Source organism: Streptomyces sp. NPDC004126, from assembly GCF_050275515.1.
Taxonomy (GTDB): domain Bacteria; phylum Actinomycetota; class Actinomycetes; order Streptomycetales; family Streptomycetaceae; genus Streptomyces.
The window spans coordinates 1-20,509 of sequence record NZ_JBNNPF010000039.1 but is presented as its reverse complement, the minus strand read 5'-3'; the positions used below and the strand labels follow the sequence as shown (position 1 = coordinate 20,509).

The 20,509-nt window shown below is 72.5% G+C and carries 17 protein-coding genes; 5 read left to right on the top strand and 12 right to left on the bottom strand.

The features are described 5' to 3' along the window. Window positions 1-9: 9 nt before the first annotated feature. The 5 genes from ACQKM2_RS29590 to ACQKM2_RS29570 all read right to left on the bottom strand — a co-directional run bounded on the left by ACQKM2_RS29590 (window position 10) and on the right by ACQKM2_RS29570 (window position 4,950). Window positions 10-2,349 carry an FtsX-like permease family protein gene (locus tag ACQKM2_RS29590; RefSeq protein WP_427715008.1) on the bottom strand — a complete coding sequence of 780 codons (2,340 nt, stop codon included), beginning with the start codon at window positions 2,347-2,349 and terminating at the stop codon, window positions 10-12. After that, the gene (locus tag ACQKM2_RS29585; protein WP_427715006.1) at window positions 2,346-3,032 is read right to left on the bottom strand and encodes an ABC transporter ATP-binding protein; all 687 of its coding nucleotides are present in this window, start codon (window positions 3,030-3,032) and stop codon (window positions 2,346-2,348) included. Before ACQKM2_RS29585 ends, ACQKM2_RS29590 begins: the two co-directional genes overlap by 4 nt. Then, a complete protein-coding gene (locus tag ACQKM2_RS29580; protein WP_362466956.1) occupies window positions 3,029-3,553 on the bottom strand; it encodes a PadR family transcriptional regulator in 525 nt (174 codons plus the stop codon). The genes ACQKM2_RS29585 and ACQKM2_RS29580 overlap by 4 nt, the downstream gene beginning before the upstream one ends. A 159-nt stretch (window positions 3,554-3,712) precedes the next feature. Then, complete coding sequence (locus tag ACQKM2_RS29575) at window positions 3,713-3,898, bottom strand: hypothetical protein (protein WP_427715094.1); 186 nt, start codon at window positions 3,896-3,898, stop codon at window positions 3,713-3,715. A gap of 140 nt (window positions 3,899-4,038) precedes the next feature. Further along, window positions 4,039-4,950 (bottom strand): SPFH domain-containing protein, encoded by a 912-nt coding sequence (locus tag ACQKM2_RS29570; RefSeq protein ID WP_427715004.1) that lies wholly within the window; start codon window positions 4,948-4,950, stop codon window positions 4,039-4,041. 245 nt (window positions 4,951-5,195) lie between these two features. On the opposite strand from ACQKM2_RS29570, the gene ACQKM2_RS29565 reads away from it, so the two are divergent. Next, on the top strand, window positions 5,196-7,487 hold the full coding sequence (locus ACQKM2_RS29565) for a transglycosylase domain-containing protein (protein ID WP_427715002.1): 2,292 nt from the start codon (window positions 5,196-5,198) through the stop codon (window positions 7,485-7,487). 95 nt (window positions 7,488-7,582) lie between these two features. On the opposite strand, the gene ACQKM2_RS29560 is transcribed toward ACQKM2_RS29565, so the two are convergent. From ACQKM2_RS29560 to ACQKM2_RS29550, 3 genes are all read right to left on the bottom strand, one after another. Further along, window positions 7,583-9,715, bottom strand: a complete 2,133-nt coding sequence (locus ACQKM2_RS29560; RefSeq protein WP_427715001.1) for a SpoIIE family protein phosphatase — start codon at window positions 9,713-9,715, stop codon at window positions 7,583-7,585. Window positions 9,716-9,966: 251 nt separating this feature from the next. Further along, window positions 9,967-10,689: a cytidylyl-2-hydroxypropylphosphonate hydrolase gene (gene fomD / locus ACQKM2_RS29555; RefSeq protein ID WP_427714999.1), complete on the bottom strand. Its 723-nt coding sequence runs from the start codon at window positions 10,687-10,689 to the stop codon at window positions 9,967-9,969. Window positions 10,690-10,792: 103 nt separating this feature from the next. Then, the gene (locus tag ACQKM2_RS29550; RefSeq protein WP_427714998.1) at window positions 10,793-12,196 is read right to left on the bottom strand and encodes a class II fumarate hydratase; all 1,404 of its coding nucleotides are present in this window, start codon (window positions 12,194-12,196) and stop codon (window positions 10,793-10,795) included. Between the two features lie 107 nt (window positions 12,197-12,303). Here ACQKM2_RS29550 and ACQKM2_RS29545 point away from each other — a divergent pair, with 107 nt between their 5' ends. Further along, window positions 12,304-13,833, top strand: a complete 1,530-nt coding sequence (locus ACQKM2_RS29545) for a ricin-type beta-trefoil lectin domain protein (RefSeq protein WP_427714996.1) — start codon at window positions 12,304-12,306, stop codon at window positions 13,831-13,833. 84 nt (window positions 13,834-13,917) lie between these two features. Here the strand turns inward: ACQKM2_RS29545 and ACQKM2_RS29540 are convergent, their stop codons facing one another. The 3 genes from ACQKM2_RS29540 to ACQKM2_RS29530 all read right to left on the bottom strand — a co-directional run bounded on the left by ACQKM2_RS29540 (window position 13,918) and on the right by ACQKM2_RS29530 (window position 17,211). After that, window positions 13,918-14,691, bottom strand: a complete 774-nt coding sequence (locus ACQKM2_RS29540; protein ID WP_427714994.1) for a glycerophosphodiester phosphodiesterase — start codon at window positions 14,689-14,691, stop codon at window positions 13,918-13,920. 96 nt (window positions 14,692-14,787) lie between these two features. Beyond that, complete coding sequence (locus ACQKM2_RS29535) at window positions 14,788-15,408, bottom strand: hypothetical protein (RefSeq protein ID WP_427714992.1); 621 nt, start codon at window positions 15,406-15,408, stop codon at window positions 14,788-14,790. A gap of 138 nt (window positions 15,409-15,546) precedes the next feature. Next, the gene (locus ACQKM2_RS29530; protein ID WP_427714991.1) at window positions 15,547-17,211 is read right to left on the bottom strand and encodes a fumarate hydratase; all 1,665 of its coding nucleotides are present in this window, start codon (window positions 17,209-17,211) and stop codon (window positions 15,547-15,549) included. Window positions 17,212-17,361: 150 nt separating this feature from the next. Here ACQKM2_RS29530 and ACQKM2_RS29525 point away from each other — a divergent pair, with 150 nt between their 5' ends. After that, entirely contained in the window at window positions 17,362-18,054 is a 693-nt protein-coding gene (locus tag ACQKM2_RS29525; protein WP_427714989.1) for a DUF1707 SHOCT-like domain-containing protein, read from the top strand. Window positions 18,055-18,186: 132 nt separating this feature from the next. After that, window positions 18,187-18,588, top strand: coding sequence for a WhiB family transcriptional regulator (locus ACQKM2_RS29520; protein WP_386274951.1), 402 nt, complete (start codon window positions 18,187-18,189; stop codon window positions 18,586-18,588). An 87-nt stretch (window positions 18,589-18,675) separates the two neighbouring features. Here ACQKM2_RS29520 and glpX read toward each other — a convergent pair whose 3' ends face one another. Continuing rightward, window positions 18,676-19,707 (bottom strand): class II fructose-bisphosphatase, encoded by a 1,032-nt coding sequence (glpX, locus tag ACQKM2_RS29515; RefSeq protein ID WP_427714987.1) that lies wholly within the window; start codon window positions 19,705-19,707, stop codon window positions 18,676-18,678. A gap of 183 nt (window positions 19,708-19,890) precedes the next feature. Here glpX and ACQKM2_RS29510 point away from each other — a divergent pair, with 183 nt between their 5' ends. Next, window positions 19,891-20,418 carry a DUF4245 domain-containing protein gene (locus tag ACQKM2_RS29510; protein WP_427715092.1) on the top strand — a complete coding sequence of 176 codons (528 nt, stop codon included), beginning with the start codon at window positions 19,891-19,893 and terminating at the stop codon, window positions 20,416-20,418. The last annotated feature ends 91 nt before the right edge of the window (window positions 20,419-20,509 follow it).

Sequence of the window (20,509 nt, the reverse complement as noted above, 5' to 3'; positions counted from 1 at the left end):
CTCAGCCCGCTACTCCGTGCGCAGCCCGTCCGGGCGCATCAGGCGCAGCAGCGGCGGCAGGCTCAGCAGGGTGACCGCCGCTACCAGCCCCGCGCCGGCGCCGGTCAGCAGCAGCACCTGGCTCCACTCGACCCGCACCGGGATGTGCGCCAGCCCCATCAGCACCGAGCCCAGCCCGATGCCGGCCACCGCCGCCAGGACCAGCCCGAGGGCCACCGGCAGCGCCGTCTGCCAGAGCACCGACAGGCACAGCGTCGAGCGCTTGGTGCCGTACGCGACCAGGGCCGCCAGCAGCCTCCTGCGTTCGCGCAGCTGCTCCAGCTGGCCGACCAGCAGGCTGGTGCCGATCAGCACCAGGACCCCGGTCGCGCCGAAGAACAGCCCGGCCCGGATCCCGGAGAAGGCGCGGTCCTCCTGCGTGGCCCGCAGGGTCATCGCCGCGGCCAGGGGGTCCGCCTTGAAGGCGGCGGTGCGCACCCGCTCCAGCGCGTCCGGCGCGGAGTCGTCGAGCTGGACGTAGACCTGCGCGAACCGGGCCCGCCCCAGGTCCTTCGGCACGGCGGACGGGGTGGCCAGCAGGCCCGTGCGGAGCTTGCCGGTCGGGTCCTCGCGGGGGCGGACGGTACGGGCGCCGGCCGGGACGGTCCACTCGACGGTCTTCCCGCCCAGCGCGGCCGACTCCGCGGCGGAGATCCTGACGTCCCCGGCGAACACCCGGTCCCCGGGAGCGACGGCCTCCTCCAGGGGGCCGCCGCTGAGGAGGAAGACGTCACCGTCCCGGCAGGGGCCGATCTCCGCCACCTCGTCGAGCGCCCGGCAGCTGCCGATGGTCACGTCGGGCGAGCCGGGGCTCGGGACCTGCCGGGCGACGCCCACGACGGTCAGCGGGACGGCCCGGACCACGCCCGGGGTCCCGGCGAGCTGCCGTCCGAGGTCTTCCAGACCGTCCTCGGTGCCGCCGTGCATCATCACCGCGACCGAGGCCCGGGACGGGTCCTGCCCGGTCTCCCGCGTGGTGTCCGCCTCCACGCCCGAGAAGAGCATCTGGAGGGCGATCGCCCCGGCGACGGCCACCGCCATGCCGTTGACCGGCCGGGCGGCGGGACCGCTGGCGACCTGCAGGCGGCGGACCGCCAGCTGCCAGGAGACGGGCCCGCCGCGCATCCGGCCGACGCACCGCTCCAGCAGCCACGGCAGCAGGGCGGTGACCCCGACCAGCAGCAGCACCACGCCGCCGCCGACCAGCCACTGGTTGAACCGGCCGCCCTCGTAGCGGCGGCCCGCCAGCGGCGCGAGCAGGCCGAGCCCGCCGAGCGGCAGCAGCAGCCGCCACCAGATGCGGCGCCGGCGCGGGGACGCCGTACGCAGGACGCCCAGCGGCTCGATGACCACCCCGCGCAGCGTGAACAGGGTCACGGCCACGGCCGCCACCGGAACGGCGAGGGCCACCAGGGCGACCAGCCCCGGCGCGGGGGTCAGGTCGGCCGGGAAGACGCTGCGCTGGCTGAGGGAGAGGGAGCCGACCAGCCGGCGGCCGGCCACGAAGAACGCGGAGCCCAGCAGCAGCCCGGCCACCGCTCCGGCCAGCGCCTCGCCGGCCGCGATCCGGCGGACCGTCCGCCCGTCGGCGCCGACCAGGCGCAGCGCGGCGAGCCGCTGGTCGCGCCGCTCCCCGCCGGACCGGACGGCGGCGGCGATGAACACGGCGACCGGCAGCAGCAGGGCCACGAAGGTCAGCAGGACGGTGAGCATCATCACCGGGCTGAGCTCCGCACGTTCGGGAGCGGGCGCGAAGCCGGTGATGCGCTGGACGCGGAACTCGCCCGGCCCGGTCGCCGGGAGGCTGTCGGCGCCCCGGTAGTAGGCGAGCTCGGCCGGGCCGGTCAGGCCGGCGTCGCCGATGACCGCGCCGATCCTGCCGTCGAGGCGCTCGCGCAGCAGCGCACCCTCGGGCGAGCGCAGCAGCTCGCGCAGGGCGGGGGAGACGGCCAGTTCGCCGGGGGCGGGGAAGGCCTTCAGGCCCGGCGGGAGCGGGGCCCGGGGGCCCTCCGGCTTCAGCAGCCGGCCCTCGACGTCCTGGCCGCGGTACGTCGTGTCGGCGCGGGCTATGAGCAGGGTGTCGGGGCCGGGCGCCGCGGCCGTGGGGGCGCCCAGGAGGGAGCGGGCGTCGCCGCGCTGGCCGCGGGCGGCGAGCGCGCCCGGGACGGCCGTGCCGATCAGCAGCAGCGCGACGCCGAGGCCGACGCCCACACCGGTGAAGAGGGTGCGCAGCCACCCCTCGCGGCCGCCGCCGAAGGCGAACCGGACGCCCATGGCGAGGTCGCGGGACCAGGTCCGGAGCGCGCTCATACGACCGGCTCCATGTCGCGGGAGCGGCCGTCGCGCACGACGATCTCGCGGTCGGAGTACGCGGCGACGCGGGTCTCGTGCGTGACGAGGACGACGGCGGTGTTCGCCGACCGGGCGGCCTCGGTGAGGAGCTGCATCACCAGCTCGCCGTTGAGGGAGTCCAGGGCGCCCGTGGGCTCGTCCGCGAAGATCACCCGGGGTCCGGTGACCAGGGCCCGGGCCACGGCCACCCGCTGGCCCTGGCCGCCGCTGACCTCGCCGGGGCGCTTGGCGGCGAGGTCCTCGACCTGGAGCCGCTCCATCCAGCGCAGCGCGGTCCCCTCGGCCTCCTTGCGCCGGGTCCCCGCCAGGCGCAGCGGCAGGGCCACGTTCTCCACGCAGGTCAGCTCGGGGACGAGCTGGCCGAACTGGAAGACGAAGCCGAAGTCGCTGCGCCGCAGGGCGCTGCGCTCGGCGTCGTTCATCGTGTGCAGCTCGCGGCCGGCGTAGGTGACGGTGCCGGAGTCGGGGGTGACGATCCCGGCGAGGCAGTGCAGCAGCGTCGACTTGCCGGAGCCCGAGGGGCCCATGACGGCGACGACCTCGCCGGGGTGGATCGAGAACCCGGCCCCGTCCAGGGCCTTGGTGGGCCCGTACGACTTGCGCAGGTCCGCGGCGGCGAGCAGGGTGCCGGCCGGAGTCATCGGCGTACCTCCCGGGCGAGCTGGTCGAGGCGGGCGGCGGTGAGTTCGAGCCAGCGCAGGTCCGCCTCCAGGTGGAACAGGGCGTGGTCGCAGACCAGCTGGTCGGCGATGTCGCCCTTGCGCTTGCGCTGGGTCAGGATGCGCATCAGCCGCAGGTGCTCGGCGCGCTGGGTGTCGAGGAGCTCGTTGGCGCTGCGGTGGGTCAGCAGCGCCAGGACCACCTTGGTGTACAGGGTCGACTGGAGGTACGGCTCGGGCTTCTCGGGCTGGGAGAGCCAGTGCTCGACGTCGGTGATGCCGGCGTCGGTGATCGCGTACCGCTTGCGTTCGGGGCCGCCGCCGCTCTCGACCCCGTCGACCTCTACGAGGCCGTTCTTCAGGAGCCGGGACATGGTCGAGTAGACCTGCCCGTAGGCGAGGGGGCGGTCGTGGCCGAAGGTTTCGTCGAATGCGCGCTTGAGGTCGTAACCGTGGCGCGGGCCGGCCTCCAGGAGGCCGAGCAGGGTGTGGCCGATGGACATGGCGGCGACTATACATGCTGTGTATACGCATGGTGTATAGCCATCTGACGTGCGGATATGCGGGCGGATATGCGGGCGGGCATGCCGAAGGCCCGCCGACGGGGAGTCGGCGGGCCTTCGGGAGGGGCAGCGGGCTCGCGAGCCTACGGGCGTACGGGCTCAGGATTCCGGTGCGCTGCGGGGGCGGCCGCGCGGGGGGATCGGGGCGGCGCCGCCGGGGAGCCGGCCCGCCTCGGACAGGGCCCGGCGCAGCAGGAACTCGATCTGCGCGTTCGTGCTGCGCAGCTCCTCGCCGGCCCAGCGCGCGAGGGCGTCGTAGACCTGCGGGTCGAGTCGCAGGAGCACCTGCTTGCGCGCCTGCCGTGCCGCCCGGGCGGGCTTGCCCTCGGCCGGGGCGGAACCGGGGCCCGGGCCGGAGCCCGCGCCGGAGCCCGTGCCGGCCCCCTGGCCCTGGGGGCCGCCGGGGCGGGGAGCGGCGGAGGGGGTCACTGGTAGAGGGTGCCCGTGTTGATGACCGGCGTGGCCGCGCGGTCGCCGCAGAGCACCACCATCAGGTTGGAGACCATGGAGGCCTTGCGCTCCGGGTCCAGGTCCACGATGTCCTCCTCGGCCAGCCGGGTCAGGGCGAGCTCCACCATGCCCACCGCACCCTCGACGATCTGCTTGCGGGCCGCCACGACCGCGCCCGCCTGCTGGCGCTGGAGCATCGCGGAGGCGATCTCCGGAGCGTACGCGAGATGCGTGAAGCGGGACTCGATGATCTCCACGCCCGCCGCCTCGACCCGGGTCGCCAGCTCGGCCGCGAGCTTCTCGGTGATCTCCTCGGCGTTCCCGCGGAGCGACAAGCCGCCCTCGTCGTGGGCGTCGTAGGGGTACTCGATGGCGATGTGCCGGACCGCGGCCTCGGTCTGGGTCTCGACGAACTCGGTGAAGTCCTCGACCTCGAACACGGCGCGCGCCGTGTCGGCGACCTTCCACACCACGACCGCCGCGAGCTCGATCGGGTTGCCGTAGGCGTCGTTGACCTTGAGGACGGCCGTCTCGTGGTTGCGCACCCGGGTGGAGATCTTCTGGCGCGAGGTCAGCGGGTTGACCCAGCGCAGGCCGTCCGTGCGGACCGTGCCCCGGTAGCGGCCGAACAGCTGGACCACCCGGGCCTCGCCCGGGGCCACCGTGTTGAGGCCGGTCATCGCGAGGATCGAGCCGAGGAACAGCAGGAAGCCCAGCGGGATCAGGGCCGCCTTGACCGCCGTCGCGTCCGACACGGCGGCGAGCGCCAGCAGGCCCGCCCCGGCCGCGACGCCCGCCAGCCCGAGCAGCAGGGCCGGTCCGCCGCCGACGCTGCGCGCGGTGAACTCACGTACCCCACTCGGTCGCGCGTCCGCTGTGTTCGTCATGGAATGCCCCCGTTTGGTCAGTTGCGTCCGGCCGTCGTCGACCGTGCCGCTCTATCAAAGTGATATCACTTTTTGCGGACACCGCAACCCTTCCGGCATCGTGGGCGTCGGTTCCATCGGAGTGGGTGCTGATTCTCACGTCCGAATTGACCGGTATTGATCCGGGTTGATCAAACTTTGTCACAGCCTGCGGTGTTAGTTTTCTGAGCTGACGTCGGGGGGGTAAATCGAGCGGAGCGGGAGCGATGGGCCGAGCAGATGCGCGACGGGCGCAGCAGCAACGCGGTGCGCGGAATGCGCCGAGCGGGCGCGCCGGCGGGCGCGCGGGCAAGGCGACGAAGAAGCGCAGTGGCATACGCCGCTTCCTCAACTGGAAGGTGCTGCTGGGGACTTTCCTCGGCGGCATAGTCCTCCTGGTGGTCGCGGCCGTAGCCCTCTACTTCTCCGTGGACGAGCCGAACGACCCCAACAAGACCGCGACGCTCCAGAGCAACACGTACAAGTACGCCGACGGTTCGATCATGGCCCGCACCGGCGACATGAACCGCGAGATCGTCCCGATCGACAAGGTCCCCGAGGACGTCCGCACCGCGTTCATCGCGATCGAGAACAAGACCTTCTACACGGACCGCGGCGTCGACGTCATGGGCGTGGCCCGCGGCCTCGTCAACACGGTCCGCGGCAAGGGCACGGCCGGTGGTTCGACGATCACCCAGCAGTACGTCAAGAACTACTACCTGACCCAGGACCAGTCGCCGACGCGCAAGCTCCGCGAGCTGATCATCTCGCTCAAGGTCGACCAGCGGATGGAGAAGCCCGACATCCTCGCGGGCTACCTGAACACCAACTTCTACGGCCGCAACGCGTACGGCATCCAGGCCGCGGCCCAGGCCTACTACGGCGTCGACTCCGACAAGCTGACCCTGGAGCAGGGCGCGTACCTCGCCGCCGTCATCCAGGCCCCCAGCCAGTACGACTGGGCGACCGCCGGCCCCAACGGCAAGCGCCTCGTGATGATCCGCTTCAACGCCGTCCTCGACAACATGGTCGAGATGGGCAAGCTGGACCAGGCCAAGCGCCAGACCCTGAAGTTCCAGGAGCCGATCAAGCCCAAGCCGCGTCCGGGCATGGACGGCCAGAAGGGCTACCTCATCCAGGCCGCCGAGGCCGAGATGAACAAGCAGGGGATCAAGGACGCCCAGATCAACGCCGGCGGCTGGACGATCACCCTCGCGATCGACAAGAAGAAGCAGGCCGCCCTGGAGAAGGCCGTCCAGGACGAGCTGGAGTCCAAGCTCGACCGCAAGGACACCAAGAACCGGCCCCAGGACCAGAGCGTCCAGGCCGGCGCCACCTCCGTCGACGCCAAGACCGGCCACATCGTCGCCATGTACGGCGGCGTGGGCCTGGCGGAGAAGGCCGCGAGCAACGCCCTGCGCACCGACTTCCAGCCGGGCTCGACCTTCAAGCCGATCGTGCTGGCCTCCGCCCTGGAGAGCGGGGCCAAGACGCAGGACGGCCGCCCGATCAACCCGAGCACCCTCTACGACGGCACCAGCAAGCGCCAGGTGGTCGGCAGCGACACCCCGTTCGCCCCGCAGAACCAGGACAACGAGAACTACGGCGACCCGATGATCTCGGTCCAGGAGGCCACCAACTCCTCCGTCAACTCGGTCTACGCACAGATGATCGTCGACGCCAAGCCGACGAGCGTGAAGAAGACCGCCATATCCATGGGCATGAACGACCGCCCGGGCTGGCCCGCCGACAAGCCCGCCATGTCGCTCGGCACGATGAGCGCCAACACCGTCGAGATGGCCGCCGTCTACGCCACCCTCGACAACCACGGCAAGAAGGTCACCCCGAGCATCATCAAGAAGGCCGAGCACAAGGACGGCGAGTTCGCTCCCGTCGCCCCGATCGGCTCCCAGGTGCTCACCAGCACCACCGCCGACACCGTGACCAAGGTCCTCACCGGCGTGGTCGAGAACGGCTCCGGCAAGGCCGTCCGCAGCTCCGCCTACGAGGCCGCCGGCAAGACCGGTACCACCGAGTCCAACGTGGCCGCCTGGTTCACCGGCTACACCCCGGAACTGGTCACCGTCGTCGCGATGTTCGGCGAGGACCCCAACACCCACGGCCAGGTCACCCTGACCGGTACCGCCGGCAAGGGCCGTGCGGGCGGCTCCAGCTTCCCCGCGCAGATCTGGCAGGCGTACACGACGGCCGCGCTCAAGGGCACGACCGCGGGCCAGTTCGACCTGGACGACGCCCGGATGGGCACCCCGGCGCCGTCCCGCGCCCCCAGCCCGTCGGCCACCCCCAGCGGCTCCGTCTCCCCGTCGCCGTCCGGCTCCGGCAGCACCCGCCCGACCGGCACCCCGGACCCCTCGGGCAGCTCCGGCGGCTCGACCCCGCCGACCGGCAAGCCCACGACGCCGACCGGCAAGCCGACCCAGCCGACCGGCAAGCCGACCCCGCCGACGAAGGACCCGTCGCCGCCCGGCCCGCCGCAGCCGGACCTGTTCGGCAACTAGGCGCGCACGACGAAGACGGCCCCGCAGCGATTGCGCTGCGGGGCCGTCCCGTTTCCGTTTCCGCTCCTGTTCCCGGTTCCGCGTGCCGCCGCCGGTCAGCGCCGCTCGTGCGGCCCCGGCAGCGGGAGCTCGAACCAGACCACCTTGCCGCTGCTCAGCCGGGTCGCGCCCCACCGCCGGGCGAGCCGGTTGACCAGGAACAGGCCGCGCCCGCCCTCGTCGGTGTCCCTGGCCCGCCGCTGGCGCGGCAGCTGCGGGGAGTCGTCGCCGACCTCGCAGCGCAGCACGTCCGTGCGCAGCAGGCGCAGCGTCACCGGCCGCTCCGCGTACCGGACGGCGTTGGTGACCACCTCGCTGACCAGCAGCTCCAGCGAGTCGCTCAGCTCCTCCAGCCCCCAGCGGGCCAGCGCGCGCCGGGCGAACCGGCGGGCCCGGCCCGGAGCGGTCTCCTCCGGGTCCAGGAACCAGTACGCCACGTCGCTGGGCGCGATGCCCTCGAAGCGGGCCGCGAGCAGCGCGATGTCGTCGTCCCGGTCGCCCGGGCCCAGCATGTCCAGCACGTCGTCGCAGAGGGCCTCCAGCGGCGGCGAGTGGTCCAGCCCGGTCAGCTGCGCGGTCGTCGCGAGGCGTTCGCGGAGCTGCTCGATGCCGGTCCACACGTCCCGCAGCCGGGACTCCACCAGGCCGTCCGTGTACAGCAGCAGGGTGGCCCCGGCCGGGGCGTCCAGCTCCACGGCCTCGAAGTCCACGCCGCCGACCCCGATGGGGGCGCCCGGCGGCACGCGCAGCACCTCGGCGCGGCCGCCCAGGTGCAGCAGCACCGGCGGCGGGTGGCCGGCGTTGGCGATGGTGATGCGGTGCGAGACCGGGTCGTAGACCGCGTACAGGCAGGTGGCCATGCGGTCGGAGCCCAGCCGCTGGGCCTGCTCGTCCAGGTGGTGCAGCACCTCGGCCGGCGGCAGGTCCAGCTGGGCCAGGGTCTGCGCGGTGGTGCGCAGCTGGCCCATGATCGCCGCGGAGGTCATGGAGTGGCCCATGACGTCGCCGACGACGAGCGCGACCCGGCTGCCGGGCAGCGGTATGGCGTCGTACCAGTCGCCGCCCACCCGGGCGGTCTCGGCGGCGGGCAGGTAGCGGGAGGCGAGGCGGACCCCGGTGGGCTGGGGGAGGCCGTCGGGCAGCATGGTGCGCTGGAGCTCGTCGGCGATGTAGGCCTCGCGCCCGTAGAGCACGGCCTTGTCGATGCCGAGCGCGGTGTGCGTGGCCAGCTGCGCGGCCACCAGCAGGTCGTTCGTCTCGAACGCGTCCCGGTCCGGGGTGCGCAGGAACACCGCCGCGCCGATCACGCGCCGGCGGCCCCGCAGCGGGGCCAGGATGGCCCGCTGGCCGCGCGGCACGGGATGGTCGGCGCCCAGCAGCTCCGGGAGCGCGTCCTTGGCCCCGGCGGCCGACCCGAAGACCGGCCGTACGCCGCGCAGCACCTCGGCGAGGGCCCCGCCGGGGCGGATCTCGCACAGCTCGGCCGCGGGCAGGTCACCCTGCGGGCCGACCAGCGGCAGCTGGCTGAAGTCGAGCTCGCCGGCGGCCCCCGCGGCCCCGGCGCCCTCGGCGGCGTCGGTCAGGTCGTCGATCGGCCGGAGCCGGTCGGTGCGGCGCAGCCTTAAAACGACCGGGCCGACGGGCCGCTCGTCGCCGACGGGCAGCGGGTCGCGCAGGTAGACGAGGATGGCGTCGGAGAACGTCGGCACGGTGGCCCGGCACAGGCCGAGCACGATCTCGTCGAGGTCGATGCCGCGCGCGATCCGGCGCGTGGCGGCGCCGACGAAGCGCAGCCGGTCGCCCTCGCGGCGGGCCACCCCGGCCTCCCCGAAGCCGGGGCCGGTGCCGGAGCCGGCACCCGCGCCGGAGCCCGGGAGCGGGACCGCCCGTACGGCCGTCGCGGCGGCCCCGTCGGCGGCCGGTTCGCCGGTTGCCCCGTCGGCCGGGGTGCGCCGGCCCGCGTTGCGCGCGGCCTCGCCGTCCCGGCCGCGCGCCGGGGCCGTGCCGGTGTCCGCGGGGCCGTGCCCGGAGCCCTCGCCGGCGGTGCCGCGCGGGCGCGGGAAGTCGGCATGCGTGCGTACGGCCTCGGCGGCCGCGATGGGGGCCTTGCCGTGGCCGAGCTCGTCCGTACCTCCGCCGGAGGCGACGGTGGGCTGCGGGCCCTCCTGGGAGGTGGGGTACTCCGTCACGCGTGGAATTCCGTCCGTTTGCGCTCGATGTGCGCTGCACTCAACTCGGTCAGTCGCGGTATACCCGCTCAGCGGCGGGGGCACCATCACCCCCGGGTACCGCGTCCCGCTCGTTACCTTTCGCTCGCGTCGACCTCCGGTCAAGTCCCGGTCGCCGCAGGTCATTTACGGATGCGGGACTGGTGGGGCCCCTCGTGCACGACCTGCGGAGGACGATCCTACGTTTGACCCCCGGGGGCGCATCAAGGGTCTCATGAGGTCATATGCGCCGGGGTGCGGTCCCAGTCCTCGGGCAGAACCGGAACTCCCCAGGCCGGATCGGGCCTCCAGTCCTGCCATCCGTCGCAGAACGGAGCCCCCCAGGCCTTGACGACCTGCACCGCCGAGCGCCCCGCGTCCACCACCTGGCGCGCCTGGTCCTGGTCCATCAGCCCGATGCGCTGCGCCTGCGCGAACTCGTCCTCGTCCAGCCACTTCCAGCTCCGGTCCGGGTAGACCGCGATGTCCAGGAAGTGGTCCACGGAGTCCACCCCGCCGGCCCACCGGGTGCGGGGCTCCTCCAGGTTGACGTACCAGTTCCGCAGGTGCCAGTCGTCGTCCCAGAACAGCCAGACCGACCACGGTTCCCCGGGCCGGGCCAGCTTCAGCACGCCGCCGCCGAACCAGCGCGAGCGCGCGGTGGTGCGCGGCGCGGTGTAGCGGGTGGCGAGCGGCTCCCGGTGCACCGGGCTGCCGTCGGCCAGCACCGGCTTGACGCATTCGGTGCCGGGCGCCATCCACACCGCGAGCAGCTCGTCGGTGTCGCGCACCACCGTCACCGGGCGGGCGATGTGGAACGGGCCGGCCGGCCCCGGGGCGTGGTCGCGGTAGCGCCAGAGGATCTGCTCCCCGGGCGCCCAGTGCCGCTCCGACGCCGCGTCACCCGCGGCGGGCGGCGCCGCGCCGCCCCCGGACCCCCCGTACGTACCTGTCATGCGCAGATCTTAGGGCTGCGGCCCCGCGAGATGCTGCGGTGCAGGTCACGGAGGGGGCCGGGGGCGGTAAACGACCGGATCCGGCCCATGGCCGGAACCGATTTCAGGGCCGGGTCATCCGCAGTACGTCGAGCGCCTCGTCCAGCTGCGCGAGGGTGAGCGCGCCCCGGTCGACGTAGCCGGACTCCAGCACGACCTCCCTGATCGTCTTCCGCTCGGCGAGCGCCCGCTTGGCCACCTTGGCGGCCTCCTCGTAGCCGATGTACCGGTTCAGCGGGGTCACCACGGAGGGCGAGGATTCGGCGTACTCCCTGGCCCGGTCGGAATTGGCGGTGATCCCGTCCACGGTGCGGTCGGCCAGCAGCCGGCTCCCGTTGCCCAGCAGGCGGATCGATTCGAGCAGGTTCCGGGCCATCACCGGGAGCATCACATTGAGCTCGAAGTTGCCCGCGGCGCCCGCCACGGCGACCGTCGCGTCGTTCCCCATCACCTGCGCGGCGATCATCAACAGGGCCTCGGGGACGACCGGATTGACCTTCCCGGGCATGATCGAGGACCCGGGCTGGAGGTCCGGCAGATTGATTTCGGCCAATCCGGTGCGCGGGCCCGAGGACATCCAGCGCAGGTCGTTGCAGATCTTGGTGAGCGAGACGGCGATCGTGCGGAGCACTCCCGAGGTCTCCACCAGCGCGTCCCGCGCGCCCTGTGCCTCGAAGTGGTCGCGCGCCTCGGTCAGCGGCAGCCCCGTCGCAGCGGCCACCTCGGCGATCACGGCCGCCGAGAAGCCGGGCGGGGTGTTGATGCCGGTGCCCACCGCCGTTCCGCCCAGGGGCAGTTCGGCCAGCCTCGGCAGGGCGGCCCGCAGCCGGTCGACGCCGTAGCGGACCTGGGCGGCGTACCCGCCGAACTCCTGGCCCAGGGTGACCGGGGTGGCGTCCATCAGGTGCGTGCGCCCGGCCTTGACCACCTCGGCGAACTCGGCCGCCTTGCGCTCCAGGGCGGCGGCGAGGTGCTCCAGGGCCGGGATCAGCTCGCGGGAGACGGCGGCGGTGGCGGCGATGTGGATCGACGAGGGGAAGACGTCGTTGGAGCTCTGCGAGGCGTTGACGTGGTCGTTGGGGTGGACCTCGCGCCCGAGCCGCTCGGTGGCCAGGGTCGCGATCACCTCGTTGGTGTTCATGTTGGACGAGGTCCCGGACCCGGTCTGGAACACGTCGACGGGGAAGTGCTCGTCCCAGCGCCCCTCGGCGACCTCGGCCGCGGCCGAGCGGATCGCCTGCGCGACGTCCTCGTCCACCACCCCCAGCTTTGCGTTGACCAGGGCGGCGGCGGCCTTGATCCGGGCGAGGGCCTCGATGTGGGCGCGCTCGATGCGCTGCCCGGAGAGCGGGAAGTTCTCCACCGCGCGCTGGGTCTGCGCGCGCCACTTGGCGTGCGCGGGGACGCGTACCTCGCCCATGGAGTCGTGCTCGGTCCGGAACGCCTGCGGCTGCTGATCGTCAGTCATCTGTGTAGCCTCCTCAGAAACTTGAGCAATTGTCTTGTTCGAACTGTTCCCATCTCCCCTACCGGCCAGTAAATACCGGGGGTAACACCGATATCGGGGAGGCGTTCATGACACGTGCCCGCACGAAACCCACGCTCAGATGTACCTTCGCCGCCCTCGCGGCATTCGCGGCCGCCCTCGGGGGCGTCACCGCCGTCACCCCCCTGGCCCAGGCCGCGCCCGCCGCGTCCGGCTCGATCGCACCCCTGTCGCCGGAACTGGAGGCCGTCCGGGCCGCCGAGGCCGTGAAGATCTACGGAGACCCGGCCGTCCGCCCGCTCGCCGAGCGCAAGACCGGCCTCATCTCGCTCGGCGACAGCGAGATCTCCGGCGAGGGCGTCGGCAACTACGACCCCGCCACCAACACCGCGTCCAACCAGTGCCACCGCTCGCCCGACGCGGCCATCCACCGCACGGGCATCCCCGCCGACCTCACCTTCAACGTCGCCTGCTCCGGCGGCTACACGGGCAACATCCGCATCGGCGGCAGCAAGCAGTACGCCGACGAACTCGTCCAGAGCGACAACCTCGCCATCAAGGCCCGCAACACCAGGATCAAGATGGTGGTGCTGGTCGCCGGAGCCAACGACGACCTCCAGTTCGGCCCCGTCATGACCGACTGCGTCACCCGCTGGGTACTCAGCCAGGGCACCTGCGAACCCAAGTACGGCCCCGGCTGGCAGGCCCGCGTCGACGGCCTGAAGCCCAAGGTCGAAGCCACCGTCGCCGACCTCAAGACGGTCATGCGCGACGCCGGCTACGCCGACACCGACTACAAGCTCGTCGTCATGGGCTACCCCAGCCCCATCGGCCCCGACTTCGGCGACAACCCGAACTTCCCCGGCAAGCTCCCCGGCGGCTGCGCCGGCTACGACTCCGACGCCGCCTGGGGCCGCAACTACGCCGTGCCCACCTTCGAGAAGGGCATGCGCGCCGCCGCCCTCGCCTCCGGCGCGGTCTACCTCGACAACTCGCGGCTCTTCCACGGCCACGAGGTCTGCATGGAGGACACCTGGGCCCGCGGCCTCTACCTCGACCTCGGGGACCACTTCCCCTGGGACGAGAACACCGCCCGCCAGTCCTTCCACCCCAACTACCGCGGCCACGGCGCCTTCGCGTCCTGCCTCACCCAGCTCTACGACTCCGGCCTGCGCGAGGCCTCCTGCGCCGACCCGGCGAGCACCGGCACCCCCGTACTCCAGGCCGGCGCCTGGGACTCCCTCTACAAGCCCGTCAAGAACGAGGCCACCGGCAACTGCCTCGACTCCTTCGGCGGCTCCAGCGCCAACGAGACCAAGGTGGTCGGCTGGGACTGCCACGGCGGCCGCAACCAGGGCTGGTGGTACGACCCCGCCAAGAAGTCCCTCCACGTCGAGCTCACCCACGACCGCTGCCTCGACGCCCCGGGCGCCAACTACGGCGCCGGCACCGGGATGATCCTCTACAACTGCCACGGCGGAGCCAACCAGCAGTTCGTCCGCGACGGCGCCACCCTGCGCCCCGCCGCCGCCCCCGGCATGTGCCTCACCGTCGCCGCCGCCCACGAGCAGCTGCGCCTCCAGCCCTGCAACGGCTCCGCGAACCAGCGCTTCGCGTAACCCCCTCACCGCCACCGAACCCCCCACACCCGGCCGGACCGATCCGGCCGGGTGTTCCCACGTCCGGGCGCGGAGCCCGGCCCGCTACATGGCCTCCAGCTGCTCCCGTACCTGCCGGGGCCGGTTGGTGATGATCGTCTCCACCCCGAGCCGCACGCACAGCTCCACGTCCTCGGGCTCGTCCACGGTCCACACCCGCACCCGCAGCCCCTTCGCCCGCAGCCGCCCCACCAGCCCCGGATCCCGGCGCACCAGGTCGATCCCGGGACCCGCGTGCCCCGCGAACGGCGGACGCGGCGGCCGCACGGCCCGCTCGATCAGGTACACGGCCGGCAGACCCGGCGCCAGCCGGTGCATCCGGGCCAGCGCGTTCCGGGAGAAGCTCATCACCTCGACGCGGCCGTCCGCACCGTCGGCCAGCCCGTGCTCCTTCAGCACCCGGACCAGCTCCGCCTCCAGGCGCCCGCCGGCCCGGGTGGGGTGCTTGGTCTCCACTGCCAGCCCGACGGGCCGGTCCGCGGCGAGGGCCTCCCCCAGCAGGTCCTCGAAGAGCAGCACCCGCGCCCCCCGGTGCTCCTCGCCCTTCCACCGGCCGAAGTCGAACGCGCACAGCTCCTCGTACGTCGTCGCGGAGACCACCCCCCGCCCGTCGGAGGTCCGCTCCACGGTCCGGTCGTGCACGCACACCAGCCGCCCGTCACGGGTCAGCCGCACGTCGCACTCCAGCGCGTCGGCCCCGTCGGCGATGGCCTGCCGGTAGGCCTGGGCGGTGTGCTCGGGGTGCTCGTGGGAGGCCCCGCGGTGCGCGACGACCCGCGTGGTGCGGGCGGTGCGGAGGGAGGGGGTCGTCGCTGTCATACGGGGATCCTTGCGAACCGGGGTGAACGGGTCGCCGCAGGGCGGCGTACCCGACGTTAACCCCGGGGCCCCGGAGCGGAAACCGCAGGCCGGGAACTACGGCTTCGCGGGCTTCGCCGGCTGCGGGGCCAGCGGGGCCGGGGTGACCTTGAAGCCGCCCTTGACCACCTCCGTGAACGGGGCCGGGGCCATGCAGGTGCCCACCCGGGGTTCCGACACCGAGCCGTCGGCCTTCACGTCGACGTTGGCGACCGCCCAGGAGAAGCCGACCCGGTCCGGCGCCCCGCGCTCACCGTCCTGGACGCTGATCCCGATCCGCTTGCCCTCCCAGCCGTCGACGTTCGAGGTCTTGACCACGGCGGTCAGGGTGGCGGTCTTCCCGCCCGTGACCAGACAGTCCACCTCCGCCTCGGCGGTGCCGGTGAAGCCGGTCTCCTTGAAGAGGTGGGAGATGGTCACCCGGCCCCGCGCGTCCGTCGGCAGGCCCTGCTCCAGGCCCGGGGTGTTCGGGTACGGCTTGGTCCACGGGACCGACTCGGCGTCGACCGTGAAGCGGATGTCGTCCTTGGCGGAGTACGGGAAGAAGATCGCGCCGCCCCCGTGCACCGAGGCGGTCTTCGGCGCGACCGGCGCCGCCGGGGCGGGGCTCGCGAGGGCCACGGCCGCGAGCAGGGCGGCGGTCCCGGCGAGGGCGAGGGCGCGGGTACGGGTCTTCATGGTGAACTCCCTTTTCAGGTGGGCCGTTCGGGTACGGGAACAGCCTCGCCGGGAGCGCGCCGGTACGGCATCTGCCGATCGGCCGACATGCGCGAGGGCCCCTCCCCCGAACGGGGGAGGGGCCCTCGGAGCCGCGTATTACAGACCCGGGCCGCGCACCGGGATGTGGGTGAACGTCGGCTCGGGGGCCGGGTTCTGGAAGAAGTCGTTGCCCTTGTCGTCGACGACGATGAAGGCCGGGAAGTCCTCGACCTCGATCTTCCAGACCGCCTCCATGCCGAGCTCCTCGTACTCCAGGACCTCGACCTTCTTGATGCAGTCCTGCGCCAGGCGCGCCGCCGGGCCGCCGATCGAGCCGAGGTAGAAGCCGCCGTGCGCGCCGCACGCGTCCGTCACCTGCTGCGAGCGGTTGCCCTTGGCCAGCATGACCTTGGAGCCGCCCGCCGCCTGGAACTGCTCGACGTAGCTGTCCATGCGGCCGGCCGTGGTCGGGCCGAAGGAACCGGAGGCGTAGCCCTCGGGGGTCTTCGCGGGGCCGGCGTAGTACACCGGGTGGTCCTTGAGGTACTGCGGCATGCCCTCGCCCGCGTCCAGCCGCTCCTTGATCTTGGCGTGCGCGATGTCGCGGGCCACGACCAGGGGTCCGGTGAGGGACAGGCGGGTCTTGACCGGGTGCTTGGTCAGGGTCGCCAGGATCTCGTCCATCGGCTGGTTCAGGTCGATGGAGACCACGTCCGAGGACTCGTCCAGGTGGGAGTCCGTGGTGTCGGGCAGGAAGCGCGCCGGGTCCGTCTCCAGCTGCTCCAGGAAGACGCCCTCGGCGGTGATCTTCGCGACCGCCTGGCGGTCCGCGGAGCAGGACACGGCGATGGCGACCGGGAGGGAGGCGCCGTGGCGGGGGAGGCGGACGACGCGGACGTCGTGGCAGAAGTACTTGCCGCCGAACTGCGCGCCGATGCCGATCTTCTGGGTCAGCTCGAAGACCTGCTGCTCCAGGGCCTCGTCGCGGAAGCCGTGGCCCAGGGCCGAGCCCTCGCGCGGCAGCTCGTCCAGGTAGTGCGCGGAGGCGTACTTCGCGGTCTTCAGCGCGTGCTCGGCGGAGGTGCCGCCGACCACGATCGCCAGGTGGTACGGCGGGCAGGCCGCCGTACCGAGCGAGCGGATCTTCTCCTCCAGGAACTTCATCATGGAGGCCTCGTTGAGGACCGCCTTCGTCTCCTGGTAAAGGAAGGACTTGTTGGCGGAGCCGCCGCCCTTGGCCATGAAGAGGAACTTGTACGCGCCGCCGTCGGTCGCGTACAGCTCGATCTGCGCGGGCAGGTTCGAGCCGGTGTTCTTCTCCTCCCACATGGTCAGCGGGGCCATCTGCGAGTAGCGCAGGTTCAGCTCGGTGTAGGCGTCGTAGATGCCGCGCGAGAGGGCTTCCTCGTCGCCGCCCTGCGTGAGGACGTTCTGGCCGCGCTTGCCCATGACGATCGCCGTGCCCGTGTCCTGGCACATCGGCAGGACGCCGGCCGCCGCGATGTTCGCGTTCTTCAGGAGGTCGAGCGCGACGAACTTGTCGTTCGAGCTGGCCTCCGGGTCGTCGATGATCCGGCGGAGCTGCGCGAGGTGCGCGGGGCGCAGGAAGTGCTGGATGTCGTGGATGGCCTCGGCGGCGAGCTTGCGCAGCGCCTCGGGCTCGACCTTGAGGAACGTACGGCCGTCGGCCTCGAACGTCGAGACGCCCTCCGAGGTCACCAGCCGGTAGGGGGTGGTGTCCTCGCCCAGGGGCAGCAGGTCGGTGTACGCGAACTCCGGCATTTGGGTAGCCATTCCTCACTCGGCAGACAGCGCTGGCGACCAATTGGCAGCGCGGACATCAAGCGTAGGACCTCTCGCGCCGACTGTGTCTGTGAGGTAAGGCTCACCCAGCAGTATCGCGATCTATCGTGTCTCGCTATGCTGGGCGGCGTGGACATGGAAAAGCACACCGCAGCCCCTGCCCCTGCACCCGTGCCGGGCGGCGGGGCCGCAGCGCCGTCCGGGTTGCGCGCCTCCGACGCCGACCGGGACCGGATCGCGCAGATCCTCTCCGACGCCCTCGCGGAGGGCCGGCTGACCTCCGAGGAGCACTCCGAGCGCCTGGACACCCTGTACGCGGTCAAGACGGTCGGGGAGCTGGACCTGCTGGTGCGCGACCTCCCGGCGGACACGGGCGGCCACCGGCCGGCCGCCCCCGCCGCAGCCGTCGCGGCCACGGCCGCGGCCGCCGGCGGACCCGTCGAGACGGTGGTCGCGGTGTGCAGCAGCTCCGCCCGCAAGGGCCGCTGGCGCCCCGGCGCCCGCACCCGTGCGGTATCGGTCATGGGCGACATCACCATCGACCTCACCGAGGCCGTCTTCGAGCAGCAGGTCACCGAGATCACCGTGACCAGCGTCCTCGGCAACGTCGAGGTCCTGGTCCCCGAGAACGTCACCCTGCGCGGCTACGGCAGCGGCGTCCTCGGCAACTTCGAAGTGCGCGGCGAGGGCGTCGCCGCCGACCCGCAGGCCCCCGTCGTGATCGTCCGCGGCTTCGCCCTGCTCGGCAACATCGAGGCCCGGCCCAAGCGCGGATCCCGCCTCGTCGACCTGGCCGCCAAGCTCCGCAAGCAGCTCGACTGAAACCCGACCGGGCTGCGTCCGGTTTCGGACGAACCGGGTCGCCCCGGTGGCGCACGGTGCATAGCGGCACGCGCAGCGGGTAGGGACTGGTGCATCGTCTCTCGCTCGCGTATACGTCGTCAGGAGTAGACCGTGCCGCATCCGCCGCATCAGTCCCTGCAGGCAGCCGCCGTCCAGAGCCTTCCGACGCGTCCGGCGGCCGTGCCGAAGCCGCGGGTTCCGGCCAGGGAAGAGGACGGCCCATGGCACGCCGAGGCCGTCTGCCGCAGGGATGAGGCGGGACTCTTCTTCGCACCGTCCAAGGAGCCGACCGCGGCCCGGCTGGCCCGCGAGGAGGCCGCCAAAAGGGTCTGCGCCCGCTGTCCCGTGATGGTCGCCTGCCGCGAGCACGCCCTGCTCCAGCCGGAGCCGTACGGGGTCTGGGGCGGGCTCACCGCCGCCGAGCGCCGGGTGGTGCTGGGGCGCAGGCGGCGCCGGGCCGCCGAGCTGCTCCCGGGCGCGGCCGCGCCCGGACCGGTCGCCGCGGCGGGCTGACCGGCGTACCGGCAGCGGACGTGCCGAAGGGGCGGCCCCCCGCACAGGGGCCGCCCCTTCGTCGTGCCGTCACCGGCCGGACCGCTCCTAGCGGGCGCGGTCGAAGTCGATGTCGCTGTAGGCGCGCAGCTTCGTCAGGCGGTGCGTGGAGTCGATCTGCCGGATCGTGCCCGACTTCGAGCGCATGACCAGCGAGGACGTGGTCGCGGTCTCCGAGCGGTAGTGGACGCCGCGCAGCAGCTCGCCGTCCGTGATGCCGGTGGCGACGAAGAAGACGTTCTCGCCGGACACCAGGTCGTTCGTGGTCAGGACCCGGTCCAGGTCGTGGCCCGCGTCGATGGCCTTCTGGCGCTCGGCGTCGTCCTTGGGCCACAGCTTGCCCTGGATGACGCCGCCGAGGCACTTTATGGCGCAGGCGGAGATGATGCCCTCGGGGGTGCCGCCGATGCCCATCAGCAGGTCGACGCCGGTGCCCTCGCGGACGGCCATGACCGAGCCGGCGACGTCGCCGTCGGAGATGAACTTGATGCGGGCGCCGGTCTCGCGGATCTCCTTGACGATGCCCTCGTGGCGGGGGCGGTCCAGGATGACGACCGTGACGTCCTCGGGGGCGACCCGCTTGGCCTTGGCGACGCGGCGGATGTTCACCGAGACGGGGGCGTTGATGTCGACGAAGTCGGCGGCCTCGGGGCCGGTGACCAGCTTGTCCATGTAGAAGACCGCGGACGGGTCGAACATGGTGCCGCGGTCGGCGGCGGCCAGGACGGCGATGGCGTTGGGCATGCCCTTGGCGTTGAGCGTGGTGCCGTCGATGGGGTCGACGGCGATGTCGACCTCGGCACCGGTGCCGTCGCCGACGCGCTCGCCGTTGAAGAGCATCGGGGCTTCGTCCTTCTCGCCCTCGCCGATGACGACGACGCCGTTCATCGAGACGGTGGAGATCAGGGTGCGCATGGCGTTGACCGCGGCGCCGTCGGCGCCGAGCTTGTCGCCGCGGCCGACCCACCGGCCCGCGGCGAGGGCCGCGGCCTCGGTGACCCGTACGAGTTCCAGGGCGAGGTTGCGGTCAGGCGAGTCGGGGGCGACTTCGAGCTGGGGCGGCAGGTTGTGCTCGGTCATCGGAGCGCACCTTTCTGTACGACGACGGCCGGGATGTGAGGGTGCTGGAACTCTATCGGTTCATCGACATATTGAGCAGACCGGGTCACGTATGAGCGGCATATCGGTCATGCGGTACGGCTGAGCGGACACCCCGGCCGCTGATCGCCCACGGCGATGCGGGACGATGGTGCGGTGGCAGGTATGAAAGGCAAGCAGACGGTCTGGGACATGGTCCGGTCGCTGGCGGTGATCGGCGTGGTCGTGGCGGGCATCTACATATTCATCCCCCATGACGAGGACGCCGACCCGACGCGCACGGTGGACTACCGCGTGGAGACCATCACGGCCCGGCGCGCCGCGCCGTACCCCGTGGCGGCCCCGGTGGGCCTCCCGGAGCAGTGGCGGGCGACCTCGGTGACCTTCGAGCGCAAGAACGCGAACGCCTGGCACCTGGGCTTCCAGGACCCGGACAAGCAGTACGTGGCGGTGGAGCAGTCCACCGACGCCTCCGCCAAGAACGTGGCCAAGCTCACGCAGCAGGCGAAGGCCACCGGGCAGACCCAGCAGGTCGGCGACCGGGCGTGGGAGCGCTGGGACGGCGAGAAGTACGACGCGCTCGTCCGGCAGGAGCAGGGCTACGTGACCGTGGTGACGGGCACGGCCGGCTTCGAGGGGCTCGGCGCGATGGCGGCGGCGCTGGAGTTCAAGCAGGGGCCCCAGGCCCCGTAGGCCGGGGGCTGCTGCGGGCTTTCGGCGTTCTTCTCGGGCATGGCTCAACCGTAAGGTTGCAAAGAGTTCTATGCAAGGGTTTCTTTGCAAC

What these genes read in the sequence shown, in the direction of transcription:
- fomD (WP_427714999.1), bottom strand. Translation starts at nt 10,689, where the DNA reads ATGACAGGTACGTACGGGGGGTCCGGGGGCGGCGCGGCGCCGCCCGCC.
- ACQKM2_RS29580 (WP_362466956.1), bottom strand. Translation starts at nt 3,553, where the DNA reads ATGTCCATCGGCCACACCCTGCTCGGCCTCCTGGAGGCCGGCCCGCGC.
- ACQKM2_RS29535 (WP_427714992.1), bottom strand. Translation starts at nt 15,408, where the DNA reads ATGAAGACCCGTACCCGCGCCCTCGCCCTCGCCGGGACCGCCGCCCTG.
- ACQKM2_RS29565 (WP_427715002.1), top strand. Translation starts at nt 5,196, where the DNA reads ATGGGCCGAGCAGATGCGCGACGGGCGCAGCAGCAACGCGGTGCGCGG.
- ACQKM2_RS29570 (WP_427715004.1), bottom strand. Translation starts at nt 4,950, where the DNA reads ATGACGAACACAGCGGACGCGCGACCGAGTGGGGTACGTGAGTTCACC.
- ACQKM2_RS29540 (WP_427714994.1), bottom strand. Translation starts at nt 14,691, where the DNA reads ATGACAGCGACGACCCCCTCCCTCCGCACCGCCCGCACCACGCGGGTC.
- glpX (WP_427714987.1), bottom strand. Translation starts at nt 19,707, where the DNA reads ATGACCGAGCACAACCTGCCGCCCCAGCTCGAAGTCGCCCCCGACTCG.
- ACQKM2_RS29510 (WP_427715092.1), top strand. Translation starts at nt 19,891, where the DNA reads ATGAAAGGCAAGCAGACGGTCTGGGACATGGTCCGGTCGCTGGCGGTG.
- ACQKM2_RS29545 (WP_427714996.1), top strand. Translation starts at nt 12,304, where the DNA reads ATGACACGTGCCCGCACGAAACCCACGCTCAGATGTACCTTCGCCGCC.
- ACQKM2_RS29590 (WP_427715008.1), bottom strand. Translation starts at nt 2,349, where the DNA reads ATGAGCGCGCTCCGGACCTGGTCCCGCGACCTCGCCATGGGCGTCCGG.
- ACQKM2_RS29530 (WP_427714991.1), bottom strand. Translation starts at nt 17,211, where the DNA reads ATGCCGGAGTTCGCGTACACCGACCTGCTGCCCCTGGGCGAGGACACC.
- ACQKM2_RS29585 (WP_427715006.1), bottom strand. Translation starts at nt 3,032, where the DNA reads ATGACTCCGGCCGGCACCCTGCTCGCCGCCGCGGACCTGCGCAAGTCG.
- ACQKM2_RS29550 (WP_427714998.1), bottom strand. Translation starts at nt 12,196, where the DNA reads ATGACTGACGATCAGCAGCCGCAGGCGTTCCGGACCGAGCACGACTCC.